The following is a 20252-nucleotide window of genomic DNA, read 5'->3' as shown; positions in this document are numbered from 1 at the left end:
GTACCTTTATAATGTAGCTGTATTATTCCCCATAATACTCCTTAATCTTCTCCTCACACCATTCCCGAATCCACACCTTATCCTCCCCACTAATCTTCTTCCACACATTACTATTAAACTCCACAAACTCAATATCTCGACATTTCCTCATAAACCTCATATCCTCAAATCTCTTAAAAGGATTAGATAATATATTTCTTTTCACATCTTTTCTATCAATTACAACATTATTATAAATACATTTTTTCTTCTCAGCCACAAGCCCTCGCTTTTTCCTGTCCTCATAAAAATCTATGAAACAATCTACAATATCTTCTATTAATACCTTTCCCTTTTCATCCGCTTCCTCAAGCATTGCTTTTAGAAGTACTGGTTTATAAGAATAGGACATATCCATTGTTTTAACCATTTCCATGAATTTATCTTTCATGTTAGCTGCATTTATAATTTCCCAACCAAATTCTTTTGCATATTTTTTTATATTTTCTTCTTTAAAATATTTAAAGCTACGAGTCCCCATTGGTACTTCCAGATCTGGTATTATCTTACCTTCTTTTATGTATTTTCCTAAGGTTTCAGACTGTACATCTACCATTCTTACAAATTCTATTTGAGATATTAAGTCTTTAACTTCATTTTGCCAATTGAATAAATCTACTAATTCATAGTCTGTAGCCTCCACTGGAAAATCTAATAAGGCTACTGGTTTTTCTCCTTTTCTAAATAGGTCTTCATCTATTTTTCTATCATTACCTGAAGCTACTACATAACTTCCTGGTACATATTTTGATAGATCAAACATTCTGTGAGCTGATAAGGGCATATTAAATAAGCTTGCATTATCAATAAAGTCAAATACCATTAAATAGTCTTTGCCTTCTGCTTTTCTTGTTCCACGTCCTAGCTGCTGCATATAGATTGTCTTTGACATAGTAGGCCTTGCCATTAATAAAACCTGCGTCTTAGGACTATCCCAACCTTCATTTAACAAATCACAAGCACATAATACCTGTATATCTCCATTCTCGTAGTTTTTCAATATTTTATCTCTAGCTTTTGACTTTGTAGTTCCAGATACTGCCTCTGCCCTCACTCCTGCTTTCTTAAACAGCTTGGCTACTTCTTCTGCATGAAACACTGAAGCACAGAAAACTACAGTCTGTTTATCTTTTACATATTGTATATAAGTATCTACCAAAAGATTATTTCTCTCTGGTACAAATAGTTTACTTTCTAAGTCTTGAGAATTATATTTTATTCCACCAATTCTAACAGAAGATAAATCCACATTTGTTTTAACTCTTATACATCTAATAGGTACTAACTCTCCTATTTCCACTGCAGTTTTTAGGTCCAGCTTATGGGCTACATTCTTGAAAAGTTCTAAAATATTCTCGCCATCGCTTCTCTCTGGAGTAGCAGAAAGCCCTAATGTGAATTGAGGCCTAAAATATCCTAATATTTTTCTATATGTATCCGCAGTTCCATGATGAGCTTCATCTATTATAATGTATCCAAAATCCTCTGGTTTAAATTCCTCTAAATTAGCACTTAAACTTTGAATGCTAGCACAAACTATAAATGTATCTTTAGCCTTTTCTTCTCCCATGTATATACCACAAGAAGCTTCTGACCAGGCCGCTTCAAATGCATCTTTAGCTTGATTCACTAATTCCTTTGTGTGTGCTATAAATAATGTTCTCTTTCCTAACTTCTTAGCATCTGTTACTGCTGTTATTGTTTTACCTGTACCTGTTGCATGATATAAAAGCGCTATAGTTTCATTGTTCTTCCTCATATTTTCAAGACTCGCTATAGCCTCCACTTGATGATCCTTAAGTACAAAAACTTTACCCTTTTGTTTTGGAAGATATTCTTCTAACTCTTTAAACATAGGTAATTCGCCAAGGAAAGTTTGAAGTTCATCCTTTACCATCTCTGGCTTTGTATGCAACTGGTTATATACCCATCTATAAATTTTCCAATTTCCATATATAAGACTATTTTGTTTGAGCAAATCATCATAATATTTATCTTGGGATACCTTGGACGGATTATGCCAAGTCTCTCCATCAATTTCTATGGCAATTTTCTGTCCCTCACTTTCAAGAGCAAAATCTATATATCTACTATTTCCATATATATCAACAAAGGGATGCTGTATTGATAAATACTTTGTGTTTTCTGGTCCAAAAACCTCCACAAATATATCTATAAACAAATCCTCTGCTATGCTTCCTAATTTAAAGCTATCTTTTGGTGCTACCTTTGTTACAAATGGCAAGTTCACATTCACAACCATATCCACCTCACTTTAAAATTCTACATTTTATTTTTGAAAATACAATTTACTACACTCTACCACATTATCATTGCTAAAAAAGGGGAATATTGTCATATTTCAAATTAAAAATGCTCTATAACATCGTTAGGCGACAAAAGTATATAATGGATAAACAATAAATGTCTATCCATTATACTAAGTTAACCTATTCTTAATTAATCTGCTTATTTCATTCCAATATTGTCCTATGCTATAATTAACCCAAACTATTAAGCAAGGAGGTCCCCTACAATGAAAATCTACAACAAATTAGTCCGCGACAAAATCCCTGAAATAATTAAAGCCACTGGCAAGAGCTTTGATGTACATTATGCTAAGAAGAAAGAATTACTACCGCTTCTTGAAACAAAATTAACTGAGGAAGTATCTGAATATCTAGAAGATAAAAACTTAGGAGAACTTGCTGATATTATGGAAGTTTTATTTAGTCTCGCTGGTGCTCTTGGATATTCAGAGGAAAATTTAATTACCAAGAGAAATTCTAAAAAAGAAGAAAGAGGTGGCTTTGAAAAAGGCATAGTTCTTGAAAAAGTTTATGAATAGACAAACTCCCCCATAACATTTCTTAGTACATCGTCATGGAGTACCTTCGCAAATATAAGTGCCCCCCCCCAGTACTCCCAGGTGTATGAGAGATTTTGTCCCCTGGTTTTATATTAAATTCTTTTCTTGCTTTCTCCACTCACATTTCATTTCATATTTACTCAATTAATGATATTTATTCTCATCGGCAATGTATTAATTAATTTCCACTTTATATTTACACTTAAAAATAGCGAAAATCCATGAATTCAAGGGTTTTCAATTGTATCATAATTAAGTTTTGTTTTGATAGACATGAAACACATAACTATATCACTGTCCATTAAGAGAAATAAATTATAAATATGTAGAAATAAAAACGGTAGTAAACAAGTGCTAATAGATATACATTGCAAGAAAATTTGATAATAGTAAGATATAGCTGCTAATTTCACTACATGAACAGATATGAATGAATATATACAAACATAAAGGTGTATTTTATTTACTTTTTTAGTATACTAATATTAATAGAACCCACCACGCCTCTTTACAATGCGCACCAGGTGGGACATTTTATTTGTGGGTGATATAATGAACAATGATATTATAATTTATGACAAAACCCCTACAACTTTTAAGAGCAGCTATACAACTCTCCCTCTTTACCACCCCAACTACAACCCCTAAAATCTTTGCCTCTTCACATTTAATTTGTATTGGCTCATAGTTTTCATTTTCTGGTATAAGCAATATGGTCTCCCATTTTCATGTATCTTTTTAAAGTTCCGATTCCGCATCATTAGACACAGCAACTATCTCCCTATTTTCAGCAGTTTGTCTAACCTCGAGTACTACTAAGTCTCCATTATCAATATTTGCACCAATCTTGCTGTCCCCTTTAACCTTTAAAATAAAGTGTTAACCACTATTTCCTACCCAATCAGTAGGTACATAAAAGTTACCTTAGGTTTGAGAATTAATGTATATAAGTAGTCCCGCTGCAATTTGGCAATAAATTTTAAGCGGTATTAAATACATTTCATCGTAAGAGTCTTCACTTTCACATATTGTAAGCCGATCAGGTTCATTCTCGTATGGGGAGCTTTAACCTCTATGAATACATAAGGTATAGGATTATTGTTACTGTAAATTTTAATGGTAACATCTACTCATTTTTTATATAAAAGTAACCTAACGGCTAAAATAAATTATATTAATAAAATGCTTTTTTTCTTATTGATAAAGAGATTTTATAGGGATAATCCGATATAAGGTACTTACTAATAATAGAAATAAAATGACTTTTCAATTAGTTACAATTTGACGTTTAACACTAATCTAGCATATTATTCATCTATTTGAGTAAAAATTCTCAGTTGTTAAAGAATTTCATTTCCTTATACTTTCATTGCTTCAATAGCATCAGTGGAATTACGCGGATTCCCTCTCTTTTTCATCCATATTCATACCACTTATAAAATACTCATAATTTTATTCGTACAATTTTTGTTCTTACTGGAGCTACAAGTAAATTTTCTTTAATTCCATAAATCCAAAACACTATAAGTAATTTAGACCCGGTTTGTCCCATTCTTAAATATGCTCAATATCTTACACTTCAAGCAAAGTCTATTACTTAGTCTTTGCAAATCTTTGACAGTTATATTATCACCACATTCTACATAAAATACCTTTCCACACTTTTGACAAGTTAGTTCTCTCTTTGATTTTATTGGCATTACTATCTTCACCCCTTTTATTATACATTTATATAGAGATTATTATTAATATTTATTATTAGAATTTACTGTTATATTTTTAAAAGTACCAAATAATATAAAATTCAAAAATTAACTTTTAGATAGAATCATCATACCTATATTTAAATTAAGCTATATATTTTCCAAGTATTTTTTTAATTAGCTCATTATTTTTCTGCTTAGTTTTATTTAATTCATTGATTTTATCTGTTTTTTGTTCAATTATATCTAAAGCTTCATTTTTCCCGATAACCTCATAATACTTTTCTAAAAATGACTTATAATCACTATCCGCCATGCTATATGAATTAACATCATATTTCTTAAATATATCACCAATTACATTTTTCATATAATCCTCTGCTGATTTTTTTCCATCCGCAAATAACCCTATCTCCATATATGTTTTATGTAAATTTTCATCATTTGAGTAATCTATTTTGAAATCTTGTATATCAAACAGAATACTATAGTGATTGTACAGATAATAATCTCTATAGCTTTCTTTGATTTTTTTTAAATAATTTTGAATATCCTCTTTTGCTTTCTTATTTTCAGGAGTATTTGAGGTTGATTTAACGTCTTGAGTATTACCTTGTGCTTTATTACTAAGTGCTGATTTTTTTATTCTATAAGCAGAATATGCTATAGCTCCAACAGCTATCACTCCGAGAACAATCAATAGTTTGGGTTTATCCCCATTATTTTTAGTCATTAAAAACGCTCCCTCTTGAAGATTTATAAAATTATATATATACAAATAATCACTTCTCCCATTTACTATTTAAACCTATAAAGATATTATAGGTTTTTACTTTATCATTAACTTAATATCATCGAATTCTTTATGTAGTTTTTCCTTTAACTTATCATTATGATGAATCCTATCATTAACATTTTTCACTTTGTTATCATAATCCATTACTTCATTATTAATATTACCTAATTCTCCATCTAATTTCTTTATAAAGGTATTCATATTCCCATGAATTTTATTAATAATATTTTTAGATATACTTTCTAAATAATCTTTTACCAAATTATATAGAACATCATTCAATCCATCCATTGTATCATCAACTCTGTTTTTAATATTCTGTTTGGTCTTATTATTTTTAGTAAATACGAAAAATGCTTTTTCCTTTAATTGCTTGAGACTATCTTCACATAATTCTTTTTTAATATTTTCTTTAATATCAGAAGTTATTTTATTAATATCAAATGGTGGATAGAAAATATAATCTAATTTAGACGCAATAACATTTTTTGTGATTCTCTTAAATTCTCCAACAAAAGATGTTATTATATCATCAATTTGAACTTCGAATTCTTTATTCAATATATCTCCTAAAAAATCTGCAATATTTTCATCCAATAACTCCTTAACTTTATATAATACTCCACTAATAACCTCGGCAGCCTTAAAGTCACAACTCCATGAATCATACTCCTTCATAATTTTAGATTTTAACTTACTTTTACTCTTAGCAATTTCATTAAGCTTCTCTCCTGTAAGCTTATCCAGTTCCCCATTATATTTACATTTTATATTTTCACTTTCATTTAATATAACATCTAATTGCTCTTTTTTATTTTTTCTATCTTCTGAACTGCTATATAAAAACTCTTTACTTTGAATTAAAACCTCATATTCAACCTCAACATTCTTAATTTTTGCGTCGCACACAGCTTTAATTTTACTTTTAGCTCCTTTTATTATTGCATTACCTTTGTTTTTCATGATATGTTCTTGTAAAGCTTCGTAAAGTGCTGGAAGATTTCCCTCTGATTCGATTAATTCTTCATCCATCCTATTTTCAAAAAACTCTTCTCTATCAGTTAATTTAATGTCTTTTTTGTTTTTACAGTTTATTATTGCTGCCATTGTTGAAATACAATATACATCTTTATTCTCTAACAATTTTCTTTGCTTAAGCTTTTCATTGCTTTTTAGATTTTGTTTTACAAATTGTTTTGCACCCTCTATCCCACCCTCTATCACATCAACTTTCGAAAGAGCAAAGATTATTTTATCTGAAGACACTGTTGATAAATGACTATCAATAAAGTCTAAATCTACTTTTGTAAGAGCTTGCCCTGCATACATTAACATTAAAATCGCATTTGATTGTGATATCCAATCTTCTGTAGTCTTTGATCTTAACGCATTGCTATCATTTATACCTGGTGTATCAACAATAGTAGCATTCTTAATAAATTCATTATCTGTATAGATATCTAGTTGTGATACAAACGGTGTATATAAACCCTCCTTTGAGATATACTTCTTTATATCATCTAAGCTATCTAATTTAACACATATTCTTTCCTCTTTTATAAATTCTTTATCGTATATACCTTCCATTGCTGATTTATTTACAAACTCTTTTAAATATTTTTCATAATAGTTTATTTCTTCTTCATTTTCTGAAACTTTTTCACTCTTTAATTTTTCCCATTCCTTTTCCGTGTAAAAATAAACCTCTGCTTTTTCCTTTTGAGAATAACATATTTTAGATAACTTCGCAGTACACGGTGTTGGGTCTGTAGGAAGAACTTCTTCTCCATTAAATAGTAAGTAGTTTAGAAGAGTTGATTTCCCAGCTTTAACTTGTCCACATACGCTTATTATAAAATGTTCTTTAATTAAATTTTGTTTAAATACTTCTATATCATCCTTTGTTATTTCTTTATTATCTATTTTACACGGAAGAAATTCAGTCTCTTTAAGTTTATTATAAACTTCAACTAGTATAGTTTTTTGTTTATCATAATCATGTAATAAATTATTCATTTCTACCCCCTATATCAGTTATATCTGAAAAATCTTTTCTTAAATACATATTTTTTTTACTCTGTATATATTATCTTTTGGTGGCTGCAACTTCATCTAATACTATTTCTTCCTCATATTTTTCAATATCATAAATAAATTTTATAACCTCTTGAATTTTTTCATTAATATTAACTTCAGTTTTATCCTTTAGTTTTAAAAAAACATTTTTATAAAACTCAAATAAAATATTTTTAAATATTTCATCTGGAATTAATATTTCTAACGTTTTATAATTTAATCTATCTATTGATTGACTAATACCTTTTATGTTATCACATGAAATTATAATTAATTGTTCTAGATAAAACTTTATTTCTATTAATTCATCTTCAAAATCGTATTTAAATTCATTCATTGCAATAAATTTATATACAATGTCATGAATTTCAACATAAAATTCTTTTAATAATATATCATCTAAAATACCATTGATTTTATCAACTTTCTGCTTTGCAATAAAAGCATTAGATATTTTTCTATATAGATTACCCTTAATTACTTTGAATAAACTTTTAAAATTACTTGTAAAATCAATCTCAAATCTACCAATCACCTCAATACTTTCACTTCCTTCTTCAGTTAATTGTCTTTTATATGAAATTAAAATATCATGTAAATCATTAACAATGTTATTTTGTTTATGCCAGGATTTTTCAATTTTTTTTTCTAATTCTTCTTCGTTTATTCCTTTTAATACTTTTTTTTCTTTGTGTAACTTAAGTAAATATTCTTTTAATTTACAATTATAATTTAAGTATTCATAATTTTGTATTTTTTCAAATTTTCTTTCATCTACTAATTCATCATTCACAATGAAACTTATTTTATTCTTTTTTACTTTTAATTCTCTTTCTTCCTTACTTTGTAAATTCCCCAAAAGTTTCAAAACTAAGTCATCCATAATTTCCTTATTTACCTTTTGATTTACAATATTTTTCAATATTGCTTTAGCTGAATAAGGCACTGAAAAATGAAATTTAAAATCTTCATTAAAACCATTATATAATTTATATATATCTGTAGGAGGTATTGTATCCGCTTTGTTTAGTATAGCTATAATCCATTTGCTTCCTATTTTTTTACTTATATCATTTAGTATATCAATTTCATCTTTGTGTATTGCTCCTTTATTTATATCAAAAGTCCATAATAAAACATCTACCTTTTCTATCCATTTTTTTGTAATTTTGTCATCCTCTTCAGATATAGATGAGAACCCTGGTGTATCAATCAATGTAATATTTCTTAAGATATCTGAAGGATAACATATTTCTATATGGTCTACTTGATTTCTTGATTTATTACAATCTTCATTTCCAGCGTCTTCAGAATGATTTGCGATAATTTTAAACTTTTCTTCAGTAATTTCTTCAGTACTTTTATTATTATTAAATAGCCTTATTTTTTTTTTGTTACCGTATTTTAAAATAGTTACTAAAGCAGTTGAAGGGCTTACATCCTCTACTAAAACAGTATCGCCTATGATACTGTTTATTATGGAACTTTTTCCAGCATTAAAAGACCCAAAAATTCCGATATTAAGATGTATTTCATTTTCTTTAATCTTTTTCATAGATTGTTTTATTTTATAAAGCTCATCATTAAAATATTGAATATGCTTATATAGGCCAATATTTTCTTTTAGTAAACTCCCAGTTTCAGAATTTAAAAATTCAGAATATATTTTATATATACTTTCTAATTTATTTAAATAAGTAATTGACATATTTTCAACTCCTGTAAGCACTACTTTAGATCGCTTTTATTATGTTATTAATATCCTCTTCAATTTCCATCTTTATATTATCATTATCAACAATTTTCTTCTTCTTAGTATCTATATTGTTTCTCACTATATCTTCCTTTTGCTTTATTATATTCAAATGATTATTCTCTATTTCTTCATTTATAGCATCTTGAAGTTCATCAAACATGCATTCTAAACTATTTATAATTCTTACTCTCAATACCGACCTTAATTTAGGATTAATAATATATGGAAGAGAATAACGCTTAATTTTCTCTAGTGGATTACATTCTCTCATTATATATCCTATAAACTTTAATCCTTCTAAAACTTTACTTGTTTTAGCAACTTCTTTTACAGCTTTAGCCACCTTTTGTGATCCAACCATAGCAGCTCCTGCTGAAAGTTCTCCAACCTCCATTGCCACACTTTGCCCAGGGAATACAAATACTGAAGCAATAAAAGTAGCTATATCTGTAATCATATCTACTACATCTTTTATTTTAGATACTTCTTTATTCACAGAGTTAGAAATAATATTACCAATATCTCTATTTATTGAATCTATTTTAATATTCTTTATTCTGCTCAAACCACTATTAACTATGCCTTCTACACCCTCAACTATGATCTGAATTTCTGAATCTATATTTAATTCCACATTATCTTTATCCGCTTTTGTAATCTTAACCGAGATTGATTCAACTGATCCATTTATAAACTCAATAGTACTATTTAGAACTTGATTTTTAATTCCATCAAATTCTCTTTCAATCTTTTCAATATCCCTCTTGATTTTATTAATATCCTGATGACATTGTTTAATTAACTTATCCTCTTCGTCACTATTCCAATCTAAGTTATTTATCTTAAATCTCAATATATCTTTAATATTGACAAGAACTTCTTTGAATTTATTTGCTAATTTTTTTTCTTCAATTTCTCTTTTATATTCCAATATATCGTCCTTAATAATTTTTTCTATTTGTAATACTCCACTTTTGTTGTATACTTCTTCATTATTCTCAGTTTTCCCTACCAATGCTTGTTTAGCTGAAATTAAAACAACCTTTGGAGAATCTGTTATACTTGAAAGCCCATCTTCAAATGATTTTTTTAAACTTTCTATCTCTGATGCTGGCATTGTATCAATGAAGTTTAATACAAAATATATTTTAGTTAATTGATCTTTTGGAAGTTGATTTAAAAAATGTAATAATGACTTTGTAATTGCTCCAAATTGAACATTCATTAAGATAAATGCAACATCGACTAAGGGCAGATAACCATAAGTAACGTCTTCATGTATATCATCTATTGATGAAACCCCTGGAGTGTCAACAAGCATAAACCCCTCATTTAAAAATTCAACATCTTTTAGCTCTAATATAAGTTTTTTGTTAAGATCAGATTTCGTTACCTCCTCTGCTATTTCTCCAAAATAAATTTCTTTTTTTACATCTTCACCATACTCATTATTAGATAATACATAGCATTTATTTTCTTCACTTCTGACAATCTCTGTTATAACTGCAGTTGTTGGTTCATTAAAAGTAGGTAATATTTTTTTTCCTATTAATGCATTTATTAAAGTAGTTTTACCTGAGGAAAATTCACCTAATAAAGCTATTTTTACATCGGACTTTTCTTGCTTAATATTGTCTAATTGGTTCTTTATTTGTTGTAGTTCATATTTTTCAACAAGTTCAGTTGTCATTGATTGTAATTTACTAATATTCATTTTCTTCTTCCTCTCTTTGTTAATATTTTATTCACATTAATAACCGAATTTTCTATTCTCTGAACCATAGACATTTCATTATCTATAATTATTAAATTTTATAAATAATACTATAAAGCATATGAATAATTTGTCTAACCATGTAAATTAAACATATTTCTAGTAATTTTCTAACTATCACAGTATACTCTTCAATATTTACTCATAAATTGTGCTATCACTCTTGCTTTTTTAACTTCTTATTAACATATATTCCCTCATCTACTTATTTATCTACAACCCCCATTCTATTATTCGAGTTGTATTCAGTTAACTAAAGCTTAATCTTTTCTTCAATTAGACTTCCCTCAAGCTAATCTAACTCTTTTATCAATGTATTAATTTCGGTAATAAATTCTTTTCCCATCTGAATTTCATACTCTTTGTTTTCAAATTGCTGTAATACAATGTTAAACTCTGAATTTATGTTAACAAGTAACTTTTCAGCAAACCCATTTTTTATTGGCTCAAGCTCCGATTTAAAGCTTGTTAGCTCATCAACAAACTTTCCAATAATTTCATCAAATAAATGACTTATAGCGCTGGCAAGCATGGATTTTAAATTTGATTTTTCTGATGAATTTTTTATTTCTCCGGAGAACTTACCCGCAACACTATTCAAAAATTCTGAGATATCAATTTTAATAACAGGTAAGCTAATGTCACTAAGAGTCTTTTCTGCAAGAAGTTTGAAATAAGCCGGATCATAATTTTCATCTGAAGCATCGAAGTTTTCAATAATTACATTAAGTAATTTTCTCTTTAAACTTGCTATATCTACAGATTTATAAAACATATGTTCTATTGAGTTAGTTGCATCATTTGCATAGTTTCTAATGTTTTCTAGAGCATCTGAAACATCCAAATAGTAATAACGCTCATCGTAGCTACTTTGTTCGGTCCTACTTGTCCCCCAGCTAAATGGGTTATACCATTTTGCGGTTGACACATTGTGAGATTCATAGTGAGTTTCTGTACCCATTCTCTCTGATAAGTTCGAATACTCTTTACTTCCCTCTCTTAAATTTCTCAATGCCTCTACCTTACTTTGCTCAAGCTTAATGTTCAACTCACCAAATACATTTTCAATATTTGCACTTATACTATTAATTTGAGTTGCTATATATTTTTTTTCATTTATAAGCTGTTCTCTGTCATTGTTTAATAAAAGGTTAACACGCTTTTCTACTGTTTGCTTCAGGGTTCCAAGTTCATTTTTTATTTCTTGAAGGGTGTTTGGAATAAAAGAAGAGGACTTTTTCTCTAAAGTTTCTTCCTTTTGAAGGATAACCTCATTAAAAATCTTTCTTACTTCTTCCATATTTCCGATTCTTTCAAGTGCATTATTATCCACTTCATCATAAACATTAAGATTCTCATATGCCTGCATTTCTTGAGAATTATAATCTTCTTTTGATTTACGAGACATATTATGGGTCATTGAGGAAACAAATATTGGTGATTTACATTCTTTTATTATACTTAAAAATTCGCGAGATACATTACGCTTTGTATATCCATCTATTATCTTATCAAAAGTTTTAATAGCGTGCTTTTTAAGCCTATGCTTAGTATCCACATCAGCCTCACTGAGACCCCCTTTATCATAAATAGTGTCCGCTAATCCATCATCATACCTGCTACAAATAAGGACCAGTCGCTTTACTCCTTTTTGAGGTAACTGAGCTGTTAGCAAATCTACATCACTCTTATCAATAAACCCACTTGCCTTACTCAAGAAAAATACCACATCACACATTTCAATAAATTGCTTTGTCTTGTCAGTTCTAGAAGCTATAGGATCATTTAGCCCTGGAGTATCTACAACAGATATCTCTTTTAAATACTCATTATTAATATTTAATTTTACAGACTTAACAAGTGGAGTTATTTTTCCATCTTCACCCACATAAGTATTAAGTTCATTCATAAGATCTACATATGAAGCGAACTTTATAGACTCAGTACCTTTTGTTAAGTAATTGTGAGGAGTAATTCCATTTTTCTTTACCATATTAATTATTTCTTTAGCCACGGCGTATTCATTTAATTCTGAATCAACAAGGACTTTCTCCTCAAGACTCTTCCACTCCTCCATTGTATAATACTCAATTACGATAGAATTTTCTGAGGAATATTCTATTTTGGTTAAAGTTGCAGTCTTTGGAGTAGATGCTTTAGGCAGTATCTCCATACCATCAAAAATAAGTGTGTTTAAAAACGAGGACTTACCAGCCTTTACTTGTCCGATTACTCCTATATTAAGCTTTCTATCTTCCCTAAAGAAGTCATCTGTTTTAGTAATAAAATTTTGCTTTATTTTTCTAATTGATGACATATCTATATCATTACTGTTGTATTTTTCAAGCTTACTATTAATATCGTCGATTTTATTTATAAGTTCGTTAAATTTTACTTGGTTTTCCTGTGATTTATTAAAAATACCCATGTTAACTATCTCTCCTTTTACTTTTGGATCAAATGTTATATTTTAGTTCAATTAAATATTTAATTATTTTATCATTAGATATCATTATCTCATTCATTCTTTTTACTATATCTAAGTTCATCTTTTTACCTAGCAGCTCTATTTGGCCTATATCAACAAAAAGTAAATCACATAGATGGTTGAGTTCAAGCAAATCATCAACTAATTCCCAATAAACATCGTCTTCTGAAATAAAGAGATTTTGCCCTGTATGTTCCTTTAATTCCTTACATAAATCCTCTAAATCCTCAGCTGAATCTTCTATAAGAGGTTGGAAATCAGCATATAGGAAATTCACTACATCTGGAAGACTATTATTTTTAGCTATAAATTTTTGAGCAATTTTCTTTGCCTTACTCAAATTATCAAGTGTTTTTAAAGTTCTTTCTATATATGAATTATTCATTAGTACATTTTTATTATAAAAATTAAAATAACATCTAAATAATCCGAAATCTATAGATTTCGGTCTTGATAAGATTGCTATAAGATATGCTGTTTCTGAATTTTCTCTTGAAAGTTCTGCAATCTGATAAAAATATTCAAATAACCGCATATCAAGTTTAGCTATTTCAGCTATTTTTGAAATAAAGTTAACCTCTGTATCATTTATATCTTCATCAGAATATGCAGTTAAAAATGCATCACATACGAAAGAATAGATTATATTGTTATTTGTGAAATCCAAGCTAAAAGCTTCTGTAAGTTTATCAAAATCACGATACATTTTTTCAAGACAGGTTTCAACATTACAATCTACACTATCAGATATTTTCTCTATATAACTCTTTTCTGAGGGATTTATCTCCCCGTCACAGCTTGCACAAGCAAAGAGCATTGAAATGTAAAGTTCTTTAATATATACATCCTGGTTTTTTAAAGGATGAACCGAAGTATTCATGTTAAATCCACCTTTCATTCTCTTCTATTTTTTACTATATTTGCGTAACAATTTTCTGAGCTACTAAAGGTCCCAACCATTTTCGAAAAAACATTTTGGTTCTCCATAGTGAATTTTAATTCTGATTTCTTTTCTACTTTAAGCACAGAAGAAAATTCACTCCATATTCTTTTTAAATCATTAACTTTATCTGAATATTTCTTAATACTCAGCTTATAATCACGATGTAAACTATTAAGGCAATCTATCACTTGTTCGTCCTCAGATTTTGTCATCGCAATATTCAATCTGTTAAACTGCCTACGGCAATCTTGTAATAAATCATCATAGTATTTCTCTACTGATTTAAAGATAGCAATAAATTCCTCAGCAAAGTTCTTCTCTGCCTTAGGTATATTCAATCTTTCAATCAGTTGATTTATTTTTACAATATCGAATCTCTCAGGCTTAGCTCGTGAAAAACAAAATATGTTTTCTATATTTAACCCTAAGCTTTTTATTTTACTTGATATTTCAATAAATACTTGCTTTAGATTTTCTGTATTCAATTTATCACATTTGCTTATTATCAAGGATTTAGGAATTTCAGGATTTAAGGTTTTCAAAAATTCTATATCACTGCCGGTTATAGTTCCATCATCTACTTTGACAAACCAAAATATATAATCAGCAGAATTTAGTTGAGCTCTAGCTATTTTTTCATCTGTCCTATCACTATAGTTAGCATCATCATATTTACTATACCCGGGAGTATCTAAAAATCCAATATTTTGGAAACCCAGTTCTTTGGTCTGCACAAATATACTCCTTAACAAGTGACCAAAATTTACATCATTTTCATCGCTATCATGAGTCAACATTTTTAATTCCTTTTCAGTTAACTTTATTTGTGAATTAAATATGTTAATAGCTTGTACATTATTATCACCGGATATTATATATGTGGGTACCGATGTTGTAGCTGTTATCTCTGCAGGTAATAATGACTTTTTTAACAATGTATTAACGAAGGTAGATTTCCCTGAGCTAAAGGAACCGCCTAAGGCTATTATCTTCTTACCATTAATATCCATAAACCTTGTGTGCTCTACTAGTCTTTCGTATTGGTACTTAAAATCAAAGTATAACTGGGCGCTATTTATTGGAGAATCCTGTTTTAAAAAATTCACTATATCATTGTCTATTAGATCTTTTAATTTTATTAGCTCAGCAGATAAACCTGTATTATTGCTATCAGTTGTTATTTTGGAGAATAGTTCTATATAATTTATATTATCCATAACTATACCACCTTTTGTTTAAGTTAAATCTAATGTATATAATATCTTTGTAATGATCTAAAAATCTCTTGTTTTCAAACCAGAATTCGCATAATCTTTCTAAATAACTGCTTGTTTGCATTTACTCTTCTTTACATAGAACATATTTGATATACAAAAGACCCCACCTAGCATAGGTACGTTATTTATTCTAATACTATGCTATCTGAATCTACTAACTGGCACTGGGAATATGATGTACCCTCTTTAGGAAATAGTCCCCTCTCTAAACGATACAATTCATCATAGGTTTTTTCCTTTTCCATTGGTTTCATAAAGCTAGGCCAATTAGACTCCAACATACTATTAAAGCTATTTTTCATATCATCTCTTGCATAAGACCAACAATTGTTAAACATTGAGTTAGAAACTGTTATTTCTCCATTTGAAATGTAAGCTATAGCATAGTATGGTTTGTATTCATATACAAATTCACTAATTTCTTTCTCAAACTTATAGTAGTTTTTAATAAAGCAATCTATGAACTTTGAAGACTCAACCGTTAACTTGCCTGTACGCCCAACTATGACCCCACCAACTTGATCAGATAGAGTATCATATGTAAAACCACAATTATTAAAAACACATTCCGATATAATAGTAAAAGAGCAATCTTCAACAATAATAACCCTTTCTTTAAAATCCATAAAACTACATTTTTTTATCACAATATTCTTTACATTTTTAAATACTATATTATTACTTGACATAAAAAAATCACAGTTCTCTATAAACACATTTTCACAGTTGGAAATTAGTATTTTTAACCTTTCCATATCAACTGTTAGATTTTTAAGTTCAAAATCCTTGTCTGTTATTTCTATACTTTCAACCCCGACACCTAATTTTAATGGTTTCTTTTCCTTTGAATAATAACTGAGTTGTTTATCATTTTGTCTAACTAAAGGATGCTTTGCAAAGGGAGCCAGATAAAACTCGAATATCCACGGTTCTATTGTTTGGGGCAGGTTCCATAAAATTATTTCAGATGACTCAGAATCCTGCTTTGCTATTGAATTAGTTAATTCAATTAATACATTTGCTTCTTTCTCTGTGATCCCTAATACCTCACAAAAACCAGTGACTAATTCAATTTGCTTATCGCATTTGTTTTCATCAGTACTTATTATTATTAATGCATCAATAATAAAACAATACTTTAAAACATTGTTCATAAGTAAATAATTAAGTTCTTCTATAAAAGCATCATCCCCAGTAAGTGCACTTTGCTGATATTTGCTTAGTGGCTCTACAATTTTAAAATCATTCTTTAGTTTCTCCAAAAGACTAACTTGTATATTTGATAGAACATCATTACAATTAACTAAGCTACAGAGGGCCTTTAAATAGTACTCCTTTACGTATAATTCTTTATTTTCCATTGGGTGTGAAATCTTCAAAAAAACGCCTCCTTCAATATTATTTGAATTTTAACTACGTCCTAAACTACCTATTAAACTTGTTATCTTTCTAACAGTCTTTATATCATACTTTTTACCGTATCGTTCCTTATTTTCATTTATAAGTTCAAGAGGATCCTTGATTTTATCTTTTAATAAATCAATTTCGGAGGGCTCAGGCATTTTAATTCCAACAACATCACTTATAATCTTAATTTCTGTAAAGAATTCATCTTGCAAAGCTTTTAGTTTTGCACTTATATCCTTTAGTTCATGAATATTACGTTTAATTTCATTAATCAAGGATGAAAGGCATTCAGTTACTGTAGTGTTATCTGATAAAGTAAGTGCAGTATTTAGCCTGTTTAATCGCTTGCTTTCATTATCAATAATATTCTCGTAATATTCCTTACATTTTACAAACAGAACCTTAAAATTATAGGCAAAGGTCGACTCGAAAACAGCATTATCACACATCTGAAGATAATATTTTATTTTTGCACTATCAAACTCATTAGGTTTATTTCTTGAGTAAGCAAACACGTCTACGTATTGAATGCCCTTTATATCTAATACTCCTCTAACTTTTTCTATAATCTGCTTTATATCTTCTTTACCGGGCTTGTCCGCTTTACTAATAATGATAAGTTTAGGTATTTCCTTCTTCAAGGAATTGATAAATTTTATATCTTCCTCTGTAATTGTTCCTGCATCCGATTGAATAAACCATAATATATAATTACTAGAGTTAAGCTGGGCTCTTGCAATCTTCTCATCGGTCTTCGCGGAATAAGAAGATGTATCTGCTTTAGAGTATCCTGGGGTATCCAAAAGTGCTATATGTTTATACTCTTGTAAGGGTGTAGACAAAAACATGCTTTTAAGAATATGACCTAAGGTTACCTCATCAGAATATACTTTACTGTGTTCATCCTCTATTTCTCCAAAGCCATGGGCGATGGTTTTAATATCTTTTATATTCATATCAATCTTTGTGTCAAACACATTAACTCCATAGACTGTAGTGTCCTTACCATTAACAATATACGCTGGCACAGAAGTAGATGGGTCAATTTCAGCAGGGAGTATTGATTTACCCATCAAGGAATTTATGAAACTTGATTTACCACTACTAAATCCACCACCTAGTGCCACAATATTTTTGCCAATAAGATGTTCGTATAAAATAAACTCACGAAATTTACCATATTCATATTTAAAATCAAAATACAGTTCCGGAAAGTTTGGGGGTGCATTCTGTTCTAATGCTGTGGGCACACGTTCATTTATAATCTTTTCAATTTTACTTAAATCAATTTTTAATGATATATCGCTGTTAGGTTTAACAATGTTTTTAAAGAGTTCAAACTCCTCTTTTATCTTTGAATATTGTAGTTCTAATTCTTCATATTCCATTTACTAAACCCCTCACCTTTTCCAAATCATTATTCAACTCCATAAATTGTTGCTTCTGAAGTTTTTCTTCCTCTAGTTTCTGTTTTTTGATATCTTCAAGAGATTTTTGCAAAACTTCCCTTTTGTTTTCTATGTCAGCTTGTATCTCTTCATTAATTTCAGCGACATAGGAAATTATCTCAGTCTCAACGGAACTTCCAGCTTGTGCCACAATTGAGGGTATAATTTCATTTTGAACCTTTTGTTTTGCAATTTCATGTTTATTATTATCTTGTTTTGATTTAAATAAAGTTTCAACAAAAACAGCTATTGCTCCACCAATTATAGCTCCTATGGGTCCTCCCAGCACTATTCCAACAGCTGCAAAAATAGCAGGTATTGACTTTACTACAATATCCTTCACCATAGTATCCGTTGCAATTTTCATGCCATCAATATTTACTTCTGCATCAATAGAAACATCAACATTAACAATATCTCCAACATTCTTTAAATATTTTTGAAGCCTTGGCTCAAACTCACTTTTAATACCTACCATAACTGCATTTCTTACAATTAAGTTCACCTTTTCTTTAATATCAGTTCCATTTAATATCATTGTCTCTAGAGAACTTGATGCTGCAGACAAATCAGAACTTATTTTAATTTTAATTTCCTCAATACACTTTTGTGTCTGTATTTCAAAAACTCCTTTTTCTTTATCAAGCTTACTCATAATTTCAGCTATACCCTTTACCAATTCCTTTTCCTTCTGCTCAAGTTCTGAGCTAGAAAGTTCTTTATTTTCTAATCTAGATAATATATATTTTTCAATTAATGAAACAGAATTTTTTAATTTAATAGAAAAGCTTCTCTTAAATATCTGCTGTGATTTTTCCTGTATTTCAAGAAGGATCTCTTTTACTTGGCTTACATCTTTATTTTTCTTTGATCTTACACAAGCAATTCTTACATCACTAATTCCGAGGAGTTTAGGTATATTAGTTTCCATAAATTCTTTACACTTTTCTAATTCCTCGGGGTTTACCTTATCACATTTTGTGATTACAATATATACAGGAACTTCATGCAGCTTAAGTTCGCTTAAGAAGTTAGTAATACTCGCCTTAATAACCGGTTCATCAGCACTGAAAGTTATAATATAAGCTAAACTACTAGGAAGATAAGCATCTATTGCTTTGTTATGTAATTCAAGTCCTGAATCAAATCCAGGCATGTCAACTATTTTTACATCTCTAATCTCTCTTAGAAAATCATGCTTGTACTCAAGCTTTACTAATTTTGTAGTACTTGCATCCAGCACTCTATTTTTAAATTGATCAATTCCAATTTTCTCTTCTTCTCCATGGTTAAGCAGAAATACGTTATTATCTCCATAATATATCTCTGTGGGAACAGAAGTCTCTGGAGTTATCTGCGTAGCTAAGATATTATCATCTAAAATAGCATTAAGCATTGAGCTTTTTCCAGTGCTGAAACTCCCAATTACAGGTGTTGTTACCTTGAAATTTTCTATTTCTTCCATAATCAAATTAATTGAGTCAGTAGGCAATTCATATCTTTTATAAACCTCAAGGCAGTTCATAAACAATTCCTTATACTTAGTTGTAAATTCTAAAGTTTTCAAAATAAACATCTCCTCATTGTATTTTTTTTGATTTAGTAATCTGTTCTGATTGTTAAATCCACATTATATAACTCTCTTTATTATAATTTTCTAGATAGGTAACTTTTAT

The 20252-nt window shown here is 29.1% G+C and carries 13 protein-coding genes; 1 reads left to right on the top strand and 12 read right to left on the bottom strand.

Going from position 1 to position 20252, the window contains the following annotated elements; all coding sequences use genetic code 11:
* Positions 1 to 22: 22 nt before the first annotated feature.
* Positions 23 to 2296 (bottom strand): DEAD/DEAH box helicase family protein, encoded by a 2274-nt coding sequence (locus ACREVU_RS12505; protein ID WP_431551929.1) that lies wholly within the window; start codon positions 2294 to 2296, stop codon positions 23 to 25.
* A gap of 279 nt (positions 2297 to 2575) precedes the next feature.
* On the opposite strand from ACREVU_RS12505, the gene ACREVU_RS12500 reads away from it, so the two are divergent.
* Entirely contained in the window at positions 2576 to 2887 is a 312-nt protein-coding gene (locus ACREVU_RS12500) for a phosphoribosyl-ATP pyrophosphohydrolase (RefSeq protein WP_431551928.1), read from the top strand.
* Positions 2888 to 3646: 759 nt separating this feature from the next.
* On the opposite strand, the gene ACREVU_RS12495 is transcribed toward ACREVU_RS12500, so the two are convergent.
* The 11 genes from ACREVU_RS12495 to ACREVU_RS12445 form a co-directional block, all read right to left on the bottom strand.
* Positions 3647 to 3781, bottom strand: a complete 135-nt coding sequence (locus tag ACREVU_RS12495; RefSeq protein ID WP_431551979.1) for a LexA family protein — start codon at positions 3779 to 3781, stop codon at positions 3647 to 3649.
* 975 nt (positions 3782 to 4756) lie between these two features.
* Positions 4757 to 5344 (bottom strand): hypothetical protein, encoded by a 588-nt coding sequence (locus ACREVU_RS12490; RefSeq protein WP_431551927.1) that lies wholly within the window; start codon positions 5342 to 5344, stop codon positions 4757 to 4759.
* Positions 5345 to 5440: 96 nt separating this feature from the next.
* Entirely contained in the window at positions 5441 to 7423 is a 1983-nt protein-coding gene (locus tag ACREVU_RS12485) for a dynamin family protein (RefSeq protein ID WP_431551926.1), read from the bottom strand.
* A gap of 70 nt (positions 7424 to 7493) precedes the next feature.
* Positions 7494 to 9191 carry a dynamin family protein gene (locus ACREVU_RS12480; RefSeq protein ID WP_431551925.1) on the bottom strand — a complete coding sequence of 566 codons (1698 nt, stop codon included), beginning with the start codon at positions 9189 to 9191 and terminating at the stop codon, positions 7494 to 7496.
* Between the two features lie 25 nt (positions 9192 to 9216).
* Positions 9217 to 10953 carry a dynamin family protein gene (locus tag ACREVU_RS12475; RefSeq protein ID WP_431551924.1) on the bottom strand — a complete coding sequence of 579 codons (1737 nt, stop codon included), beginning with the start codon at positions 10951 to 10953 and terminating at the stop codon, positions 9217 to 9219.
* Positions 10954 to 11305: 352 nt separating this feature from the next.
* A complete protein-coding gene (locus ACREVU_RS12470) occupies positions 11306 to 13441 on the bottom strand; it encodes a dynamin family protein (protein WP_431551923.1) in 2136 nt (711 codons plus the stop codon).
* A 28-nt stretch (positions 13442 to 13469) separates the two neighbouring features.
* On the bottom strand, positions 13470 to 14381 hold the full coding sequence (locus tag ACREVU_RS12465; RefSeq protein WP_431551922.1) for a tellurite resistance TerB family protein: 912 nt from the start codon (positions 14379 to 14381) through the stop codon (positions 13470 to 13472).
* A gap of 14 nt (positions 14382 to 14395) precedes the next feature.
* Positions 14396 to 15661: a dynamin family protein gene (locus tag ACREVU_RS12460; RefSeq protein WP_431551921.1), complete on the bottom strand. Its 1266-nt coding sequence runs from the start codon at positions 15659 to 15661 to the stop codon at positions 14396 to 14398.
* A gap of 185 nt (positions 15662 to 15846) precedes the next feature.
* Positions 15847 to 17100, bottom strand: coding sequence for a right-handed parallel beta-helix repeat-containing protein (locus ACREVU_RS12455; protein WP_431551920.1), 1254 nt, complete (start codon positions 17098 to 17100; stop codon positions 15847 to 15849).
* Positions 17101 to 17130: 30 nt separating this feature from the next.
* Positions 17131 to 18516: a dynamin family protein gene (locus ACREVU_RS12450; protein WP_431551919.1), complete on the bottom strand. Its 1386-nt coding sequence runs from the start codon at positions 18514 to 18516 to the stop codon at positions 17131 to 17133.
* A complete protein-coding gene (locus ACREVU_RS12445; RefSeq protein WP_431551918.1) occupies positions 18506 to 20143 on the bottom strand; it encodes a dynamin family protein in 1638 nt (545 codons plus the stop codon). Before ACREVU_RS12445 ends, ACREVU_RS12450 begins: the two co-directional genes overlap by 11 nt.
* Positions 20144 to 20252: the final 109 nt, after the last annotated feature.

The sequence above is a fragment of the Clostridium sp. genome, assembly GCF_050717535.1.
Lineage (GTDB): Bacteria > Bacillota > Clostridia > Clostridiales > Clostridiaceae > Clostridium_AD.
Note: the sequence above shows the minus strand (reverse complement) of the source record. Positions and strands in the feature narration are given on the sequence as shown.